This is a genomic window from Arthrobacter sp. KUASC02 (assembly GCF_059739395.1).
Map to the genome: position 1 here is coordinate 402,680 of NZ_AP046053.1, position 16,654 is coordinate 419,333.

The 16,654-nt window shown below is 66.3% G+C and carries 22 protein-coding genes; 12 read left to right on the forward strand and 10 right to left on the reverse strand.

Annotated elements, in window-relative coordinates:
• Positions 1 to 6 precede the first annotated feature (6 nt).
• The 9 genes from AC6JAC_RS01800 to AC6JAC_RS01840 form a co-directional block, all read right to left on the reverse strand.
• Positions 7 to 438 (reverse strand): LexA family protein, encoded by a 432-nt coding sequence (locus AC6JAC_RS01800; protein WP_028270933.1) that lies wholly within the window; start codon positions 436 to 438, stop codon positions 7 to 9.
• 171 nt (positions 439 to 609) lie between these two features.
• On the reverse strand, positions 610 to 1,128 hold the full coding sequence (locus AC6JAC_RS01805; protein ID WP_497963223.1) for a GNAT family N-acetyltransferase: 519 nt from the start codon (positions 1,126 to 1,128) through the stop codon (positions 610 to 612).
• Between the two features lie 68 nt (positions 1,129 to 1,196).
• A complete protein-coding gene (locus AC6JAC_RS01810; protein ID WP_454699715.1) occupies positions 1,197 to 1,793 on the reverse strand; it encodes a dihydrofolate reductase family protein in 597 nt (198 codons plus the stop codon).
• A gap of 113 nt (positions 1,794 to 1,906) precedes the next feature.
• Complete coding sequence (locus tag AC6JAC_RS01815) at positions 1,907 to 3,316, reverse strand: MBL fold metallo-hydrolase (protein ID WP_497963225.1); 1,410 nt, start codon at positions 3,314 to 3,316, stop codon at positions 1,907 to 1,909.
• Positions 3,317 to 3,487: 171 nt separating this feature from the next.
• On the reverse strand, positions 3,488 to 3,850 hold the full coding sequence (locus AC6JAC_RS01820; protein WP_347899500.1) for a thioredoxin family protein: 363 nt from the start codon (positions 3,848 to 3,850) through the stop codon (positions 3,488 to 3,490).
• An 11-nt stretch (positions 3,851 to 3,861) separates the two neighbouring features.
• The gene (locus tag AC6JAC_RS01825; RefSeq protein ID WP_028270928.1) at positions 3,862 to 4,173 is read right to left on the reverse strand and encodes a rhodanese-like domain-containing protein; all 312 of its coding nucleotides are present in this window, start codon (positions 4,171 to 4,173) and stop codon (positions 3,862 to 3,864) included.
• Positions 4,174 to 4,207: 34 nt separating this feature from the next.
• The gene (locus tag AC6JAC_RS01830) at positions 4,208 to 4,549 is read right to left on the reverse strand and encodes a rhodanese-like domain-containing protein (protein ID WP_497963229.1); all 342 of its coding nucleotides are present in this window, start codon (positions 4,547 to 4,549) and stop codon (positions 4,208 to 4,210) included.
• A 47-nt stretch (positions 4,550 to 4,596) separates the two neighbouring features.
• The gene (locus tag AC6JAC_RS01835; protein ID WP_497963231.1) at positions 4,597 to 5,355 is read right to left on the reverse strand and encodes a sulfite exporter TauE/SafE family protein; all 759 of its coding nucleotides are present in this window, start codon (positions 5,353 to 5,355) and stop codon (positions 4,597 to 4,599) included.
• A complete protein-coding gene (locus AC6JAC_RS01840; RefSeq protein ID WP_497963233.1) occupies positions 5,352 to 5,996 on the reverse strand; it encodes a rhodanese-like domain-containing protein in 645 nt (214 codons plus the stop codon). The genes AC6JAC_RS01835 and AC6JAC_RS01840 overlap by 4 nt, the downstream gene beginning before the upstream one ends.
• A 130-nt stretch (positions 5,997 to 6,126) precedes the next feature.
• Here AC6JAC_RS01840 and AC6JAC_RS01845 point away from each other — a divergent pair, with 130 nt between their 5' ends.
• The 7 genes from AC6JAC_RS01845 to AC6JAC_RS01875 all read left to right on the forward strand — a co-directional run bounded on the left by AC6JAC_RS01845 (position 6,127) and on the right by AC6JAC_RS01875 (position 11,015).
• On the forward strand, positions 6,127 to 6,384 hold the full coding sequence (locus tag AC6JAC_RS01845; protein ID WP_347899503.1) for a metal-sensitive transcriptional regulator: 258 nt from the start codon (positions 6,127 to 6,129) through the stop codon (positions 6,382 to 6,384).
• 61 nt (positions 6,385 to 6,445) lie between these two features.
• Complete coding sequence (locus AC6JAC_RS01850) at positions 6,446 to 6,865, forward strand: DUF302 domain-containing protein (RefSeq protein ID WP_497963235.1); 420 nt, start codon at positions 6,446 to 6,448, stop codon at positions 6,863 to 6,865.
• A gap of 167 nt (positions 6,866 to 7,032) precedes the next feature.
• A complete protein-coding gene (locus AC6JAC_RS01855) occupies positions 7,033 to 7,302 on the forward strand; it encodes a hypothetical protein (RefSeq protein ID WP_231511214.1) in 270 nt (89 codons plus the stop codon).
• Between the two features lie 249 nt (positions 7,303 to 7,551).
• The gene (locus AC6JAC_RS01860) at positions 7,552 to 8,841 is read left to right on the forward strand and encodes an MFS transporter (RefSeq protein ID WP_347899505.1); all 1,290 of its coding nucleotides are present in this window, start codon (positions 7,552 to 7,554) and stop codon (positions 8,839 to 8,841) included.
• 88 nt (positions 8,842 to 8,929) lie between these two features.
• Positions 8,930 to 10,216 (forward strand): MFS transporter, encoded by a 1,287-nt coding sequence (locus tag AC6JAC_RS01865; RefSeq protein ID WP_497963237.1) that lies wholly within the window; start codon positions 8,930 to 8,932, stop codon positions 10,214 to 10,216.
• Entirely contained in the window at positions 10,176 to 10,553 is a 378-nt protein-coding gene (locus AC6JAC_RS01870) for an ArsR/SmtB family transcription factor (RefSeq protein ID WP_028270919.1), read from the forward strand. Before AC6JAC_RS01865 ends, AC6JAC_RS01870 begins: the two co-directional genes overlap by 41 nt.
• Positions 10,554 to 10,772: 219 nt before the next feature.
• Positions 10,773 to 11,015: a hypothetical protein gene (locus tag AC6JAC_RS01875; protein ID WP_347899507.1), complete on the forward strand. Its 243-nt coding sequence runs from the start codon at positions 10,773 to 10,775 to the stop codon at positions 11,013 to 11,015.
• Here the strand turns inward: AC6JAC_RS01875 and AC6JAC_RS01880 are convergent.
• A complete protein-coding gene (locus AC6JAC_RS01880) occupies positions 11,012 to 11,494 on the reverse strand; it encodes a MarR family winged helix-turn-helix transcriptional regulator (protein WP_497963239.1) in 483 nt (160 codons plus the stop codon). The genes AC6JAC_RS01875 and AC6JAC_RS01880 overlap by 4 nt on opposite strands.
• Positions 11,495 to 11,620: 126 nt before the next feature.
• Here AC6JAC_RS01880 and AC6JAC_RS01885 point away from each other — a divergent pair, with 126 nt between their 5' ends.
• The 5 genes from AC6JAC_RS01885 (at position 11,621) to AC6JAC_RS01905 (ending at position 16,646) form a co-directional block, all read left to right on the forward strand.
• On the forward strand, positions 11,621 to 12,574 hold the full coding sequence (locus tag AC6JAC_RS01885) for an SDR family NAD(P)-dependent oxidoreductase (RefSeq protein ID WP_497963241.1): 954 nt from the start codon (positions 11,621 to 11,623) through the stop codon (positions 12,572 to 12,574).
• Positions 12,575 to 12,576: 2 nt separating this feature from the next.
• Positions 12,577 to 13,470 (forward strand): amidohydrolase family protein, encoded by an 894-nt coding sequence (locus AC6JAC_RS01890; protein ID WP_497963243.1) that lies wholly within the window; start codon positions 12,577 to 12,579, stop codon positions 13,468 to 13,470.
• 1 nt (position 13,471) lies between these two features.
• Positions 13,472 to 14,722 carry an acyl-CoA dehydrogenase family protein gene (locus tag AC6JAC_RS01895; RefSeq protein ID WP_497963244.1) on the forward strand — a complete coding sequence of 417 codons (1,251 nt, stop codon included), beginning with the start codon at positions 13,472 to 13,474 and terminating at the stop codon, positions 14,720 to 14,722.
• A gap of 87 nt (positions 14,723 to 14,809) precedes the next feature.
• Positions 14,810 to 15,265, forward strand: coding sequence for a MaoC family dehydratase (locus tag AC6JAC_RS01900; protein WP_028270914.1), 456 nt, complete (start codon positions 14,810 to 14,812; stop codon positions 15,263 to 15,265).
• Positions 15,266 to 15,320: 55 nt separating this feature from the next.
• Positions 15,321 to 16,646 (forward strand): MFS transporter, encoded by a 1,326-nt coding sequence (locus AC6JAC_RS01905; protein ID WP_454699705.1) that lies wholly within the window; start codon positions 15,321 to 15,323, stop codon positions 16,644 to 16,646.
• Positions 16,647 to 16,654 lie beyond the last annotated feature (8 nt).

The window sequence follows — 16,654 nt, forward strand, 5'->3', positions numbered from 1 at the left end:
CGCGCACTAGACATGGTGCAGGCACCGCGTGGCCACGCCCCAGATGACCAGGTCAGACAGCGCTGGAACGCGGAGGTCCGGATAGCGGGGGTTGTCCGCCTGAAGCAGCACTCCGGAGGCTGTGATCCTGAGCCGTTTGATGGTCAGCTCGCCGTCCAGGACGGCGATGACCACTGAACCGTCCTTGGGGCGGAGGGCGCGGTTGACGATCAGTTCGTCGCCGTCGCTGATCCCGGCCCCTTCCATCGAATCCCCGGACACCCGAACGATATAGGTGCTGGTGATGTCCTTGATGAGGTGTTCATTGAGGTCGATCCTGCCGTCAAAGTAGTCCTGCGCCGGCGAGGGATAGCCCGCTGCGACCGGCACTGGAGAGATCAGCACTGACAGCAGGGACGTGCCCGCATCTATCACACGGGGACCGATAACTATGCCCACAACACACCTTTATTCGAATATATGTTCGATAGATTCAGTGTAGACCCTGGCCCTGACATTGGATATTTCCGCTCTCTGCGCCAGGTGCCGTTCCTCCGACGTGGTTCCACGCGTTGAAGCTGAAGCCTGCTTGGATCACAGGCCCCTCCAGTTCACTCCAGGTGCGTCCGGTTAGGCGGTGTCGATCCAGTAGCGGCGCTTACCGTTACGCGTGTCTTCGTAGGCGCCGCCGTTCTTTTCGATGGTCGCCCGGGAACCTGCGTTACTGACATCGCAGGTGAGGAGAACCCGGGGGATTCCCAATTCCCGGGCGATCGGCAGGGCGTCGGCCAGCGCACTGGCTGCGTGGCCGCGACGCCTGGCGGAGGGCCGTACGCTGTAGCCGATGTGCCCGCCCTCGTTGAGGAGGAAATCGTTCAGTTCGTGCCTGATGGCGAGCGAGCCGAGGAACGTGCCGCCTTCTACGATCCACAAGTATGTGCAGGGCACGTGCCCGGTCCTCCGCGGAGTCTCCGGCAATGCATCCTTGACGAGCGCGTCGACAAAGCGGCGGAACACCCCGGCCTCCCTGAGTTCTTCCAGGGGCCAGCCTTCCGCGCCGCCGCCGTCCCGGCGGGCGCCGCCGAATTCTGCGGATCCTTCCAGCCAGGACGATTGGTAACTGACTTCCGGAGCGATAAGGAGAGGCATCACAAGATCGTATTCGAAGGGCACCGCAACGTCCGCTAACTGGCGTCCGGCGATTGCGGGCCAGCGCTTCAGTGGCTTACCCGGTAACGCACGTGGGTGACGAGGCTGGTCCCGCCCACTTCGGTCGGCTCCAGCTTGAGGTTCCCGACGCCGTCCAGCAGCCGCTCGCCTGCTCCCAGGATGATCGGCGCGATGTGGAGCCGCAGCTCGTCGATCAGTCCCGCTGAAAGGTACTGGCGGGCGGTCTGTGCTCCGCCGGCAATGGCGATGTCCTTGCCGCCGGCGGCCTTCCGCGCCTGGTCCAGGGCCGATTCGATCCCGTCGGTCACGAAGTTGAACGTGGTGCCGCCCTGCATTTCCAGGGGCTCGCGTGGATGATGCGTGAGTACGAATACCGGTGCGTGATAGGGCGGCTCCTCGCCCCACCATCCGCGCCAGTCCTCACTCCAGGCCCCGGGCCCGGGGCCTGCGAACATGTTCCGTCCCATGATGAAGGCGCCCGCGGCGAGGATGCCTTCGCGCGCCGCTGCGTTGGACTCGGCCTCTTCGAACTGCCACCTGTGCAGGACCTCTCCGCCTTCGCCGAGCGGTTCCGCCAGGCTTTGGTTCGGTCCGGCGAGGAAGCCGTCAAGGGAGATGGTCAGATCGCATGTGACTTGGCTCATTCGCCCATGCTACTGGCGGGTTCCAGTAGACGCGATGGTGTCCCCGCGGAAAAGGCCCCCGCCCGGAAAATATCCGTGCGGGGGCCTTCGGCGGTTCCGGCCGGGCGGCGGGTTTAGCGGGCCGAAGCCGACTGCAGCGACGCTTCCCGGGCAGCCCAGGCGGCGTAGCTGCCGTCGAGCTCCACGACGTCGTACCCGGCGTGGCGCAGCGTGCTGGCCGCCACCGAGCTGCGGACGCCGCTCTGGCAGTAGGTCACGACGGTGCCGCCGGTGGGGAGCTGGTCCAGGTTCCACAGGACCCGGCCCCCGCTGAGCTGTTTGGATCCGGGGATGTGCCCGGCCGTGTGTTCGGTGCGGTTGCGGACGTCGAGGACAACCGCGGCGTCGAAGCCTTCGAGTTCCTCGGGCTGGATCAGGCGCGGTGTGGCTGCGGGCAGGCCGTCGATGCTGGTCACGTAGCCCCCCACGTTGTCGATACCGACGCGGACCAGATGGTCCCACATCTCCTGCGCCTGCTCTTGTCCCGACGCCAGCAGCACCAGCGGGCGGCTGTCCCGTTCAGGGTCAACGGCCCATGCTCCGAAGCTCGCAACGGACTTGCCGGCGGGGATGTTCAGGGCGCCCGCTACGGTGCCCTGGTGCACCGCGGTGTTGGGGCGGGTGTCCACGAAGGTCGCCTTGTTCGCCGCCAGGTCGCGGACGACGGCGGCCGTGTCCAGTTCCGTGAGCGGGGCGCGTTCGCCCATGACGGCAGGGCCCTGGCGGTTTTGGCGCTTCATGCGGCCGAAGTAGGCGTGCGCGTCGGGCTGTCCGTCGAGCAGTTCGTCGATGAAGCCCTGCTCGTCGTTGGCGGCCAGGTAAGGGCCCCACCACGCGTACAGCCGCTCGTAGCCGACCGTCGACGACGGGATGGCGCCGAGGGCCTTGCCGCAGGCGCTGCCGGCGCCGTGCCCCGGGTAGACCTGGACGAAGTCCGGCAGCGTAAGGAACTTGTCACGCAGGCTGGTAAACAGCTGCCTGGCGCCTTCGAAGCGGGTGTCCACGCCACCTGCGGCCTCGTCCAGGAGATCGGGACGGCCAAGGTCACCGGAGAATACGAAGTCCCCGGAAAGCAGGTAGCCGGGTTCGGAGCTGAACGCGCCGTCCGTGATCAGGAAAGACAGGTGTTCCGGCGTGTGCCCCGGGGTGTGGAGCGCCTGGACGGTGATGTTGCCGATGGTGATCTTGCTGCCGTCGAACAGGCGCTCGCCGTCGAATCCGTACTGCCAGTCCGGGCCGCCTTCGCCGGAGACGTAAATTTTGGCGCCCGTTGCGGCAGCCAGTTCGCGGGTGCCTGAGAGGTAGTCGGCGTGGATGTGGGTCTCCGTGACAGCCACGATCGTCATGCCGTTGGCCGCGGCGAGGGAGCGGTAGGTGTCGATGTCGCGGCGGGCGTCGACAACAACTGCCTCACCCTTCCGCTGGCAACCGATGAGGTAGCTGGCCTGGGCGAGGTCTTCATCGTAGATGCGCTCGAGAAGCATGGGGTTCTCCTTCGTGAAAGTTTGAGGGGTTCCTGGCTGGTTCCCCGTTGGTCTACTCAAAATCATAATACCCCTGGGGGTATATGCAAAACGGTCTGCCGCCGTGGTTCCTTGACCCTCAGCGGGTTGCGCGGGTAGGTGAAATACTGCGCATCGGCTGACGGCTATTCGTCAGGACTGCTGCTGCGCCGCCTGCGCACGGACTGCGGCCATGTCCAGGTTCTTGATGCCTTGGATCACCTGTTCCAGCCCTGCCGCGTTGAGGGCGCCCGGCTGGGAGAAAACCAGCGTCCTGTCCCGGAAAGCCATCAGCGTGGGGATGGACGTGATGCCGGCAGCGGCCGCGAGGCCTTGCTGCGCTTCCGTGTCCACCTTGGCAAAGGTGACGTCCGGGTGCTTCCGGGAGGCGGCATCGTAGGTGGGGGCGAACATGCGGCAGGGGCCGCACCAGGCGGCCCAGAAATCAATGAAGACAATGTCGTTGTCCTCAAGCGTCCGGGCAAGCGATTCTTCCGTGATGTCGATGGTTGCCATGGCTGAATTCCTTACTTGTGGCTGGTGGAGCGGGTGGGGAGTCCTGCGCGGCTCCATGCGATCATGCCGCCGGTCATCGTGTCCGCGCTGAATCCGGCGGCATTGAGGGCATCTGCCACCCGGGCGCTGCGGTTGCCGCTGCGGCAGACCACAATGACCTGAACATTGGGGTCCAGCTCGGACAGGCGGGCCTGCAGCTGCCCCATGGGGATGTGCAGGGCTCCAGGGATCATGCCTTCGATGACTTCGAAGTCTTCGCGGACGTCGAGGATTTGGGCGCTGGCGCGCTGCAGCTCGGTTTCGGTGACGGTAATTTCTGCCACGGCGGGGTTCCTTTCCGGAGTGTGGGTTGAGTGTTTAGCGGACCGGTTCGCCGGCCTGGCGCCAGGCCCCGATGCCGCCGCGGAGCGAATACGCTTCGTAGCCCTGGCTGGCGAGCAGCCGCGCGGCTGACGCCGAACGGACTCCCGACTGGCACATCGCGACGACTGGCCGGCCCTTCTGCAAGCCGGCTGCGCCGGTCTGCAGCCTGTCCAGGGGCAGGTGCTTGGCCTGAGGTGCGTGTCCGCTCCGCCATTCCTGCGCGGAACGGACGTCAATCAGTACCGCCCGGGATGCGAGGAGCTCCTTGGCTTCGGCCACTGAGACGGTTTTATAGGGTTTGCTGAAAGCCTTCTTCAGCGAGTTGATGAAGCCCATTCGGGTACTCCTTTTTGCGGGACGGGGGCCGGATCGGCGGATACCGGTCAGGCTGTGACGGTGCTAGCCGTAACCCAGGCGGCGACGGCGAAAATCAGAACAGCAAACGAGACGCGGACGTGCCTGTCCTTGAGGAAACGGGCCAGACGCGCTGCGGCGAGTGAGCCCAGGATTGCGGGGACCGTGAAGGCCAGGACCGTTGACCACTCGATGGTGAAGCCGGCGGCGTGGGCCCCGAAGCCTGCCGCGGAGTTGATGACAATGATGGCCAGGGACGATGCGACGGCCTGCTTCATGCGCAGCCCCAGGAAGAGGGTGAGGGCCGGCGTGATGAGAAATCCGCCGCCGACTCCCAACAATCCGGTGAGGAAGCCGACCAGCAGTCCGACTCCGACCGCCTTGGGGGCGCAGGAGCGGAAGGCCCGGGCGGGTCCGGTGCTGCAAGTTCCCTCTACTTCGCTGGTGCGCATCAGCATGCGGATGCCGGCAACCACCATGATGCCCGCGAATGCGAGCATCAATACGTTCGGATCCAGGAGGCGACCCACGACCGCGCCTCCCCACGCCGCCGGAATGCCGGCGGCGCCGACCAGTAGGACAACGGGCCAGTTGATGCCTTCGCGGAACCGGGGCAGGAGTGCCGCCAGCGAAGAGAGGCCGACTACCAGCAGGGAGGTAGGGATGGCCTCCGCGGGGCTCAGGCCCACTCCGTAGACCAGGGCAGGGACGGCGATGATGGACCCGCCGCCCCCGACCACCCCGAGCACAATCCCGACGAGCAGCCCCAGTGCCAAGGCTGGAATCATGCCGCCTGTGTCCGGCCCTGAGCGGTCTGCTCCACCGCGGCGGGCAGCTGCAGGATGGCGGATTCGCGGGTGGGCTCCTTCGCCGCCCTGTTCCAGGGCATAGCCGAGATCGCCTGGCCCATGGCGCAGGTATTGGTCGCGGCCGAGAAGGTCAGGCCCGTGCCGATGGCGCCCGCGAGCAGTCGGATCTTGGGCGAGACGAATTTCCCGCCGGCCAGTCCCAGCACCACCAGGGACCCGGCAGCGAGGCGGACCTGGCGCTCCAGGTCCCAGCGGGCCTTGCCGCGGACAACATCGCCGCCGGCGGCCGCGAAGCCCGGCACGCCGCCGGTCAGGACATAGGCGGTGCCGATGCCTGCTCCGCCGAGTCGCTGCCGTGCCTGCTCTGCCCGTGCGCCGGACTGGCAGACGAGAACAACGCGGCTTCCGAGACGGGCGGCAAGTTCGTCGGTGTGCTCGGAAAGCAACGGAAGCGGAACGTTGTACGAACCGCGGATGTGCAGGGACTCGAATTCTGCGGCCGAGCGTACGTCGATCACCACGAGGTCCTTGTGTTCCTGAAACCAGCTCTGCAGCGTTTGCGGGTCCAGGGCGGTGACTGAGGGGGCGGCTGGTGAAGCGGAGGCGGAGGGGCGTGTCATGGATGTCCTTTCAAAGCGAATCAGCCGAAAGCTGGATACCCCACCGAGTATTACAGATACCCCCAGGGGTAGTCAAAAACACCCCCGGGGGTATAGTCTTGGACTCAAGCAACCCCTTATCGGAGGCATCATGGAACTCGATTCAACCGACCTCATCCCGGTCATCAACCGGCTCAAGCGAGCCCAGGGGCAGCTGTCCGCGGTGACCCGAATGCTGGAAGAAGGGCGCGACTGCAAGGACATCGTCACTCAACTCGCTGCCGTCTCGAAGGCGCTGGACCGTGCGGGATTTGCCATCATTGCCAGCGGCCTTGAGCAATGCATCGTCCGCAAGGACGCAAGCATGAACACCAAGGACCTGGAAAAGCTCTTCCTGTCCCTGGCCTGACCCGCATTCAAGCCGCCAACCGCCCATGCAAAGCCATTCGTCAAAAAAAATAGGAGACCCCATGACCTACACCCACACTGTCACCGTCCCGCTGTCCTGGAGCGACGCCGTTGAACGGACGCGAGAAGCGCTCGCCGGACAAGGTTTCGGCATTCTGTCCGAGATCAATGTCCGTGCGACCTTCGAGGCCAAGCTCGGCGCCGAAGCCGCCGACGCGCTTGGCGACTACGTCATCCTGGGTGCCTGCAACCCTGCCCTGGCCAGCCGTGCGCTTGCCGCCGAGCCGGACCTTGGCGCGCTGCTGCCGTGCAATGTGGTGGTGCGCCGCGGCAAGGATGCTGAGGTGACCACCATCCAGGCCATAGATCCGCAGACCATGGTGCAGCTCAGCGGCAGTCCGGAGGTGCGGGACGTGGCAAACGACGCCGACGCCCGGCTGCGCGCCGCGCTGGCCGCCCTGGAAGCGCAAAGGGCAGTGTAGGCGGCGGCGAAAAGGCTCGGGAACGGCGGGCCAGGGCGTGGGCCGAGGTTATTTTGGTCACGCTTTCTGCGTCCTGCCGGGATCCTGCATTCGCTGCCTTCATACTGAGATTGACGCGGTGATGTCCGGCGCCAAACGAGTCAGGAGGAAGAGCATTGAACACTGTGATGACCGTAGTGACAAACGAGTATTTCCCTGCTGCGGCGGTGCTCTTTGGTGTAGTGCTTTTCTGGACGGTCGCCTTCTTCGGCGGCCTGTCACTTCTCAGCACGAACCAGCCGCCCATTGCAACACTCACGTGGCTGCTCTTCGTCTACGCCGCCGCCGTCCTGTCGCCGCTCGCGGGACTCCTGGCCATGGTTGACCTCGTCCGCCGCTGGTGGCGGAACCGCTCCGCCCGTGCAGCCGGCCGCGTGGCCGGGACCAAGTCTGCCTGACGGAACCGAGGGAAAACGGGTAGCGTCCACTCGCACGCGGCGGGGCGTAATCTCCTAAAATTGTTATGGGGCCGGCGGCGAAAAGCCCGCTGAGACCCGGGCTGTCCCCAGTCGCCGTCGGCCCTTTCGAACGGCGTGATTACGCTGTGGGGCGGGATGCCCGGCGGTCGCGCGGCGCCAATTCTCCTTCGCTGCCCACCTCCGCTGCGCGCACAGTCAGTGGGCTGCCCCATCCCCAGGAACCAAACCATGACATCCGGAAGTCCCTTCCCGCAGCGGCGCCCCCGCACCAGTGATGCGATAACCCTGGGCCTGCGGCAGAACCTTGCCCAGTTCATGATGCTGGTGGCAGTCAATGCCCTGGTTGGCGGAACGCTGGGGCAGGAGAGGACCGTGCTGCCCCTGCTTGCAGGAGAAGTCTTCAAGCAGGACCTGTACACCAGTGCCTTGACTTACATCCTGGCGTTCGGCGTGGCCAAAGCCGCCACCAACTACTTCGCCGGCACCTTGTCAGACCGTTACGGCCGCAAGCCGGTCCTCGTGGCAGGCTGGCTGATCGCGCTGCCCGTGCCGCTGATGCTGATCTTCGGGCCGTCGTGGGGGTGGATCGTGGCGGCCAATGTCGTCCTCGGCATCAGCCAAGGACTGACCTGGTCCACCACGGTGATGATGAAGATGGACCTCGTGGGCCCCTCTCGCCGCGGCCTGGCGATGGGCCTCAACGAGGCGGCCGGCTACCTCGGCGTCGCCGGGACCGCACTGGCCACCGGCTACATCGCCTCCACCTACGGGCTGCGTCCGGGCCCCTTCCTGCTGGGCGCTGCGTTCATCGCCGTCGGCCTGGGCCTTTCCGTGTTCTCCGTGCGGGAGACCCATCACCACGCCAGGGCCGAGGCCGTCGGCCACGTGGCAGTCCATGAGGGGGCGCACGCGCAGCTGGGCAACCGTGAAGTGTTCACGCTGACAAGCTTCCGCGACAGGTCGCTATCGTCCGTGAGCCAGGCGGGCATGGTCAACAACCTCAATGACGGCCTGGCCTGGGGCCTGTTCCCCGTCCTCTTTGCGGCCGCCGGATTGACGATTGAACGCATCGGCATCCTCGCGGCCGTGTACCCGGCCGTATGGGGTGCCGGCCAGCTGGTGACTGGCGCGCTGTCGGACCGGATCGGACGCAAGCCCCTGATCGTCGGCGGCATGCTGGTGCAGGCAATCGCCCTCGGCATGGTGGCCTTCGGTGCAGGCTTCGAAACCTGGCTGGCCGCGGCAGTGTTGCTTGGCGCAGGCACTGCCATGGTCTACCCGACATTGCTGGCCGCAATCGGCGACGTTGCCCACCCCGAATGGCGGGCCAGGTCGGTGGGGATCTACCGGCTGTGGCGCGACGGCGGCTTCGCCGTCGGTGCCCTGTTGTCCGGCATCATCGCCGATGCCTTTGGCATTCCCGCGGCGGTCGCCGTCGTCGCCGTCCTGACCGGGGTGTCCGGGATTGTGGTCGCTGTCCGGATGCGCGGCGGCGATCACAAGCCCGTGTCCCGCTAGGCCGGTTCTTGAGGCGGGTGTTCCCGCGGCCGCAGGGCTAGACTTCAAGTGTGCACACTGGTGCACGTGTGCACTTGAGGAATGTGAAATGCTGACGGTCCTTCGGAACAGAGTCTTTGCGCGGATGTTCGGCGCCCAGATCGTAGCCCTGGCGGGGACGGGCCTGCTGACCATCGCCCTGGGGCTACTCGCCTATGATCTTGCCGGAAGCCACGCCGGGGCCGTCCTGGGAACTGCCCTCACCATCAAAATGCTGGCCTATGTTGGCCTCGCCCCGGTGATCACCGCCATCGTGGCCCGCCTGCCGAAGAAGCCGGTGCTGATCGGGGCTGACCTGGTCCGGGCGGCCATGGCCCTGTGCCTGCCGTTCATCACGGAAACGTGGCAGATCTATGCGGTGATCTTCCTGCTTCAGTCCGCGTCCGCAACATTCACCCCGGCGTTCCAGTCGTTGATCCCGCTCATCCTGAAGGATCCCCGGGACTACACCTACGCCCTTTCGCTGTCCCGGCTCGCCTACGACATGGAAGCCCTGGTCAGCCCGGCCGCGGCCGCGATGCTGCTGACCGTGATGAGTTACCACGAGCTGTTCATCGGCACTGTGGCCGGGTTCCTGATCTCCGCGACCCTGGTTGCCGTTACGGCCGTACCCCGGCCCGGGGCGCCCGGTGAACCCCGGCCGTCCTTGTGGCACCGGACCACCCTGGGAACGCGGATCTTTTGGCGCCACCGGAGGCTGAGGTCCCTGCTGGCACTGAACCTGGCGGTGGCCGCGCCGACAGCCCTCGTGCTGGTCAATACCGTGGTCTACGTCCGGGACGTCCTGCACCGTCCCGGATCCGATCTCGCCGTCGCCCTTGCCTGCTTCGGTGCCGGGTCCATGGCTGTCGCCCTGACCGTCCCGAGGATCCTGGACCGCTTCGGCGATCGTGCCGTCATGCTGACCGGCGCCGCCCTGATTCCGCCGGCGCTGGCCGGCGCCACCGCGGTGATGTTCCTGGCATCGGAGGGCGCGGCCTGGTGGCCGCTGCTGGGGCTATGGGTTGTGCTCGGAGCCGCCACGTCCGCCGTCACCACCCCGTCCTCCCGCTTGCTACGGGAAGCTGCCACGGAGAACACGCTCCCGTACGTTTTCACGGCCCAGTTCTCGCTCTCCCACGCCTGCTACCTCCTCAGCTATCCGGTGGCGGGCTGGATCGGCGCTGCCGCCGGGTTGGGCTGGGCTGCCGCGGCGCTGACAATCCTTGCGATACTTGGCAGTGCAGGAGCCTTCCTGTCCTGGCCCCGGAAGACCGCTTCCGGGCCGGGCGACGCCGTCACCGAGGAGCAGGCCATTGAGCAGCCAGCCGAGCAGTCCGTTCAGCGCCGGCACTGATGGGCCCTCGCTCGTCCACCCCGTGACACCCGGCACGGAGCTGCTGGAAAATGCCGCCGCCACGCTGCGGATGCTGGCCGAACCCACGCGCCTGCATCTGCTGTGGCAGCTTGCGCAAGGCCCCCGGAGCGTCACCGAACTCACGGATGCGGCCGCTGTTCCGCGGACGGTGGTCAGCCAGCACCTGGCCAAGCTGAGGCTCAGCGGGATGGTGAACGCGCGGAAGGACGGCCGGCATGTCATCTACTCGCTGCACGACGGACACCTCGTCCGGCTGATCCGGGAGACCATTAACCACGCGGACCACCGGACCACGGGCGAACCCCTCCACGACTAACCCATCCAGGACTAAACCCTCCACGGCTGACCCGCGATCGGCCGCGGCGACAGCGGGCAATTTTGGGGCTAATGGACCGTGTTCCCGGGGGCCGGACTGCGGTATTCTGGCCTCGGGTTATGCAGGCAGCCTCCGGAATCTTTGCTGAGGATTTCCCATGGGCCCAAAACTCCGCGCCGTCTTCGCACCCGCTGCCACGGATCCCCCTGCGGGCGCCGCATGAGCGCGAACAGCGGCCGCCTCGCCGGCATTGCCGAGCGGCGCATCTTCAAGTCCTACGCCTCCTTGTCGTCAGTTCCCACCGGAGAGCTCGAGGCACTGGCCTGCCTGCTGAGGAACGGCGACAACACGCCGGGCCCGAACCATGCCGGGCTGGTGTGGCCGGTGGTCCTGGCCGAGCTGGCGCGCCGGAACGGTGCCGAACACCGGAGGCACTCCCGCCCTGACGATCCGGGCCACTAAGGCAATCCGGCACCCCACAGCGCTTTGCGCAGCAGCGCCTTGAGCTGCGCCGACTCTTCCGCGGGTAGTCCTTCCAGTACTTCCGCCTCAGCCCGCCGCGCAGCGTCGCCGGCCTGCTGCAGCAGCTTTCCACCCTTGGCGGTGGCCGTCACGGTCTTTGCCCGGCGGTCCAGCTTTCCCGGAGCCCTCGCCACGAGGCCCCGCTTCTCCAGCTCATCCACCAGGGCCACAATCTGGCTGGGATCGAGGCTGAGGAAGTCCGCCATTTCGCGCTGCGTCGGTTCCAGCCCGCTGTTTGCCAGGATCAGGACCGAGTACGAACGCTCCTTGAGGTCGAATTCGGCCAGTGCCCTGTTGTTCAGGACGGACCCCACGGCGTGCAGCTTGGCCAGGAGAAATCCCAGGTCCTGGCTGATGGAAGCGGCCACAAGTTTGTGGGCCTGTTCGGTCCGCTGACCGCCCTGTGTCTCGATCGTCATGGCCGACTCCAATAATCCTCAAAATAAATCGTTGACATTTTCAACTATCCATAATTTCATGGATACCAGAACAGCATCCCACGTCGAGAGCCGGGATGCACAAGGTCAGCTAGCAAAGGAGCAGCCATGAGCCTGTCAGGCAAAGTAGCAATCGTCACCGGAAGCGGCCGCGGCCTGGGTCTGTCCTACGCCCGGGAACTCGCACGGCAGGGTGCCGCGGTCGTCATCAATGACGTCGACGCAACGGTTGCCGGGGAGGCAGTGGCGCTCATCGAGGCCGACGGCGGGAAGGCCGCCGCCGTCGTCGCTGCCGTCGGCAGCACGGACGTGGCCCGGCAACTGGTGCAGGCAGCCGTGGAAAACTTCGGCCGGCTCGACATCCTGGTCACCAACGCCGGGATCCTGCGGGACAAGTCACTGCTGAAGATGACCGACGACGATTTCGACGCCGTCATCAACGTCCACCTCCGCGGTACCTTCACCTGCGCCCGGGAAGCGTTCGCCTACTTCAAGGAGAACGGCATCGCCGGCCGGATCATCACCATCGGCTCGCCCACCGGGCAGCGCGGCAACTTCGGCCAGACCAACTACGCCGCGGCCAAGGCCGGCATCGTGGGCATGGTCCGCACCTGGGCCCTGGAAATGAAGAAGGCAGGCGTCACCGCCAACGCCGTCATCCCCGTGGCGGCGACGGCCATGACCAAGACCGTCCCCTACTTCCAGAAGGCGGTCGAGGCGGACGAGCGCGGCGAGGCCATGCCGGCCTTCTTCCGCCACGAACTCGGTTTTGGAACGGCCGACGACGTCTCCGGACTGGTCGCGTTCCTCGCCTCCGATGAGGCGGCCGGCATTACCGGCCAGGCCATCGGCGCCGGCGGCGACCGGCTGCAGCTCTGGACCCACCCCGAGGCCGCGGCCACCGAATACCGCGAGGGCGGCTGGCGCTACGAGGACCTCGTGGCGAACTTCGGCCCGCTCTTCGGCGGCAAGCTGCAGAGCGTGGGCGAGGAATTCCTGCCGCTGCCCGAGGACCTGAAACCGGAAGCACAGCCCGCCGCAGCTCCCGTGAAGGTGGGCTAGCGATGGCTGCCACCCGCTACGAGCTCGGCATCGACGCCACGAAGCTCGACGCGATCGACATGCACGTCCACCTCGAAGTGGACGGCCACGGCCACGAATCACTCCCGCACGAGCTGACGGAGGCTTCGGCCAAGTACTTCAAGTCCGAGGACCGCACGCCGTCGCTGGACCGCATAGCCGAGGTCTACCGGGAACTGAACATGGCCGCCGTCGTGTTCACCGTGGACGCCCGCACCCAGCTCAAGCACGAACCGAACAGCATCGAGGACCTGATCGCCGGAGCGGCCAGGAACAACGACGTGCTGATCCCCTTCGGCAGCGTGGATCCGCGCACCGGGGCCGAGGCCATCCAGGGCGCCAAGCGCCAAGCCATCGACCTGGGCGCCCGCGGCTTCAAGTTCCATCCCAGCCTGCAGGGCTTCGACCCCTCCAACGAGCAGTTCTATCCCCTCTGGGGCACCCTCCAGGAACTGGGCCTGCCGGCCATCTTCCACACCGGCCAGAACGGCATGGGCGCAGGACTTCCCGGCGGCTACGGCATCAAGCTGGTCTATTCCAACCCGCTGCTGCTGGACGCCGTGGCCGCGGACTTCCCGGAACTGCAGATCATCATGGCCCACCCCTCCGTGCCCTGGCAGGACGAGGCCAACTCCATCGCCACCCACAAGGCCAACGTGTTCATCGACCTCTCCGGCTGGTCGCCCAAGTACTTCCCGGAGTCCCTGGTGCGGATGTCCAACTCGGTGCTGCAGGACAAGGTCCTGTTCGGCACCGACTTCCCGCTCATCACGCCGCAGAAGTGGCTGGGCGCGTTCGCGGACCTCCCGCTCAAGGACGAGGTCCGACCCAAGATCCTCAAGCACAACGCGGTGCGCCTGCTCGGACTGGACGGCTGAGATGAGCGCCTCCACCGCTGAGCAGGCCACCGCAGCCGAAAAGGCCCCTCCTGCCGACCAGGCCCGGCTTTACGGCGTCTGCGATTACTACGACGCCGAGTCCCTCCTCACGGAGGCCGAGCGGCGTGTCCTGGGCAGGCTTCGCAGCTTCCTCGACCGCGAAGCGCAGCCCCTGCTGGCCGATTACTGGGAACGGGGCGAGTTCCCCGCCCAGCTCGCGCAGCCCCTGATCGACCTGGACCTGATGGAACCCGCGGAACTCACGGGCGCCCCGGGCGCAACAGGCAGTCCCGCCCGCGGCATCTACCAGGGTTTCCGGATCTTCGAACTGGCCCGCACCGACGCCTCGCTGGCCACCTGGTACACCTCCCAGGCCGGACTCTTCCGCACGGCGATCCGGGTGGGTGCCTCGCCGGAACAGCAGGCCGAGTGGATGCCGAAGGTGGTCGACTTTTCGCTCAAGGGGGTCTTCTCGCTCACCGAGCCCGACTCCGGTTCGGACATCGCCGGCGGCCTGTCCACGACAGCCCGCCGGGAAGGGGACTCCTGGATCCTGGACGGTGCCAAACGCTGGATCGGGGGTGCGGTCAGCGCTGACGTGCTGGCAGTGTTCGCCCGCGACACGGCCGACGGCCAGGTCAAGGCCTTCCTGGTGGAGCGCGAGGCGCCCGGCGTGACGCTGGAGAAGATCCACGGCAAGACGGCGCTGCGGATGATGCAGAACGCCCACATCAGCCTCCACGGTGTCCGCGTGCCGGAGTCCATGCGGCTGCACAACGTGGACTCCTTCAAGGATGTGGCCGCGATGCTCCGGGCCATGCGTTCGGATGTTGCCTGGATTGCCACCGGCATCCAGGCCGGTGCGTTCGAAGCCGCCCTGCGCTACGTGACCGAGCGCCGGCAGTTCGGCCGCCAGCTGGGATCCTTCCAGCTGGTCCAGGAAAAGCTGGCCAGGATGCTCGGCAACGTCACATCGTCCCTGTCCCTGGTGGTCCGGCTGACCGAACAGCAGTCCCGGGGCATCTACCGTGACCAGGACTCCGCGCTGGCCAAGATGCAGACGTCCCTGCTGATGCGCGAAACCGTGGCCCTGGCCCGCGAAGTGGTGGGCGGCAACGGCATCACGCTCGAAACCGACGTCGCCCGGTTCCATGCCGACGCCGAAGCGGTCTACTCCTACGAAGGAACGCACGAAATCAACGCGCTCATCGTGGGCCGGGCCCTTACCGGCGAAAGCGCCTTCACCCGCTAAACCACAACAGCAACTGAAACCCGACGGCGGAAGCACCGCACCGCCGTCGTACTTCCGCAACTCCAAAAACCACACCAGGAGGCACACATGCCCAATCTCGTCGTCGACTTCGACAAACTGCTCACCCTCGCCGGAACCGACCTCGGCGTGACCGAATACCGCGAAATCACCCAGGAACAGATCAACAAATTCGCCGACGCCACCGGCGATGACCAGTGGATCCACGTGGACCCGGAACGCGCCAAGGACGGCCCGTTCGGCGCCCCGATCGCCCACGGCTTCCTCACGCTCTCGCTCATCATCCCGTTCTGGGGCGAGCTGTTCGACGTCGACGGCGTCACCACCAAGGTGAACTACGGCCTGGACAAGGTCCGCTTCACCTCACCGGTGAAGGTGGGCTCGCGGATCCGCATGCAGGCCACCATCGCCGAGGTCACCGAAGTCAAGGGCGGCGCCCAGATCAAGGTGTCCAACACCATCGAGATCGAAGGCCAGGAACGCCCCGCCGTCGTGGCCGAATTCCTGGCCCGCTTCTACAAGTAAGCCGCTACTACCAGCAACACCACCACCCCCCGTCCCTCCTTCCCAAGGAACAGCCATGTCAGGACACACCACGCTCGCGCCAGCGGGTACGGCCGCGAAGCGCAAGGAAGCGCGCACGGTCATCATGTCCAGCTATCTGGGCAGCACCATCGAGTTCTACGACTTCCTGCTGTATGCCACGGCCGCTGCCGTGGCCTTCCCCAAGGTCTTTTTCTCCGGCATGGACGACTGGGTGGGCGTCGTCGCCGCCTACGCCACGTTCGCCGCCGGCTACGTCGCCCGCCCCCTCGGCGGCATCATCTTCGGCCACTTCGGAGACCGCGTGGGCCGCAAGGGCATGCTCATCGTCTCCATGGCAGTGATGGGCATTGCGTCCACGCTCATCGGCCTGATCCCCGGCGCCAGCTTGATCGGGCCCTGGGGCGCCGTCATCCTCGTGTTCCTGCGGGTCTGCCAGGGAATCGCCGTTGGCGGCGAGTGGGGCGGTGCCGCGCTGATGGCCCTGGAACACTCTGATCCCAAACGGCGCGGCTTTGCAGCGTCCTTCGTCAACGCCGGCGCCCCCACCGGAGCCGTGCTCGGCACGGTGGTGATGGGGCTCTTCTCCGCCTTGCCGCAGGAGGCCTTCCTGGCCTGGGGCTGGCGCGTGCCGTTCCTGCTGTCCTTCGTGCTCCTGATCGTGGGCATGTTCGTCCGGCTGCGGGTCTCCGAGAGCCCCATCTTCGCCGAGGCAGTGGCCAAGGAAAGCATGCAGGGCACCAAACGCAAGATCCCGCTGATCGAAGTGCTCCGCCGTCCCAAAGCGCTGATCATGATCATGTTTGCCGGTGCTGCGGGCTTCGGCCTGCAGGTGGTGCTGCCCACGTTCTCCATCACCTACGCGGTGTCCAAGGGGGCCCCGCAGCAGGGCGTGCTGTACGCGTTCGCCGGAGCCTCGGCCATCTCCATCCTCTTCGTCCTGCTCGGCGGACGGCTGTCCGACCGCTTTGGACGCCGGCCCGTGATGGTGGCCGGACTGGCACTGTTCACCGTCTACCTGTTCCCGATGTTCGGCATGCTGGGCTCCGGGAACGTCGGCCTGGTCTTCCTGGCCTTTACCGTGGCCCTGGTGCTGCATTCGAGCCTGTACGGACCGCTGGCGGCGTTTGTGTCGGAGCAGTTCGGCACCACCTCCCGCTACACCGGCGCGGCGGTGGGCTACCAGCTGGCCACCCTGATCGGCGCGGGCTTCACACCGGGCATCGTTGCCGGCCTGTACAAGGATTCCGGGCAGAGCATCGTCCCGGTGGTGATCTTCCTGTCCGTCATGGCAACGGTTTCCATTGTCTTCATCCTGCTGACGCGGGAGTCTAAGAACAACGACCTCACTGCGGTCGATTAGGAGCACAA

What these genes read in the sequence shown, in the direction of transcription:
- AC6JAC_RS01845 (WP_347899503.1), top strand. Translation starts at nt 6,127, where the DNA reads ATGGAACTCGATTCAACCGACCTCATCCCGGTCATCAACCGGCTCAAG.
- AC6JAC_RS01840 (WP_497963233.1), bottom strand. Translation starts at nt 5,996, where the DNA reads ATGACACGCCCCTCCGCCTCCGCTTCACCAGCCGCCCCCTCAGTCACC.
- AC6JAC_RS01875 (WP_347899507.1), top strand. Translation starts at nt 10,773, where the DNA reads ATGAGCGCGAACAGCGGCCGCCTCGCCGGCATTGCCGAGCGGCGCATC.
- AC6JAC_RS01850 (WP_497963235.1), top strand. Translation starts at nt 6,446, where the DNA reads ATGACCTACACCCACACTGTCACCGTCCCGCTGTCCTGGAGCGACGCC.
- AC6JAC_RS01905 (WP_454699705.1), top strand. Translation starts at nt 15,321, where the DNA reads ATGTCAGGACACACCACGCTCGCGCCAGCGGGTACGGCCGCGAAGCGC.
- AC6JAC_RS01860 (WP_347899505.1), top strand. Translation starts at nt 7,552, where the DNA reads ATGACATCCGGAAGTCCCTTCCCGCAGCGGCGCCCCCGCACCAGTGAT.
- AC6JAC_RS01885 (WP_497963241.1), top strand. Translation starts at nt 11,621, where the DNA reads ATGAGCCTGTCAGGCAAAGTAGCAATCGTCACCGGAAGCGGCCGCGGC.
- AC6JAC_RS01830 (WP_497963229.1), bottom strand. Translation starts at nt 4,549, where the DNA reads ATGGGCTTCATCAACTCGCTGAAGAAGGCTTTCAGCAAACCCTATAAA.
- AC6JAC_RS01895 (WP_497963244.1), top strand. Translation starts at nt 13,472, where the DNA reads ATGAGCGCCTCCACCGCTGAGCAGGCCACCGCAGCCGAAAAGGCCCCT.
- AC6JAC_RS01900 (WP_028270914.1), top strand. Translation starts at nt 14,810, where the DNA reads ATGCCCAATCTCGTCGTCGACTTCGACAAACTGCTCACCCTCGCCGGA.
- AC6JAC_RS01820 (WP_347899500.1), bottom strand. Translation starts at nt 3,850, where the DNA reads ATGGCAACCATCGACATCACGGAAGAATCGCTTGCCCGGACGCTTGAG.
- AC6JAC_RS01835 (WP_497963231.1), bottom strand. Translation starts at nt 5,355, where the DNA reads ATGATTCCAGCCTTGGCACTGGGGCTGCTCGTCGGGATTGTGCTCGGG.
- AC6JAC_RS01880 (WP_497963239.1), bottom strand. Translation starts at nt 11,494, where the DNA reads ATGACGATCGAGACACAGGGCGGTCAGCGGACCGAACAGGCCCACAAA.
- AC6JAC_RS01805 (WP_497963223.1), bottom strand. Translation starts at nt 1,128, where the DNA reads ATGCCTCTCCTTATCGCTCCGGAAGTCAGTTACCAATCGTCCTGGCTG.
- AC6JAC_RS01865 (WP_497963237.1), top strand. Translation starts at nt 8,930, where the DNA reads ATGCTGACGGTCCTTCGGAACAGAGTCTTTGCGCGGATGTTCGGCGCC.
- AC6JAC_RS01855 (WP_231511214.1), top strand. Translation starts at nt 7,033, where the DNA reads ATGACCGTAGTGACAAACGAGTATTTCCCTGCTGCGGCGGTGCTCTTT.
- AC6JAC_RS01890 (WP_497963243.1), top strand. Translation starts at nt 12,577, where the DNA reads ATGGCTGCCACCCGCTACGAGCTCGGCATCGACGCCACGAAGCTCGAC.
- AC6JAC_RS01815 (WP_497963225.1), bottom strand. Translation starts at nt 3,316, where the DNA reads ATGCTTCTCGAGCGCATCTACGATGAAGACCTCGCCCAGGCCAGCTAC.
- AC6JAC_RS01810 (WP_454699715.1), bottom strand. Translation starts at nt 1,793, where the DNA reads ATGAGCCAAGTCACATGCGATCTGACCATCTCCCTTGACGGCTTCCTC.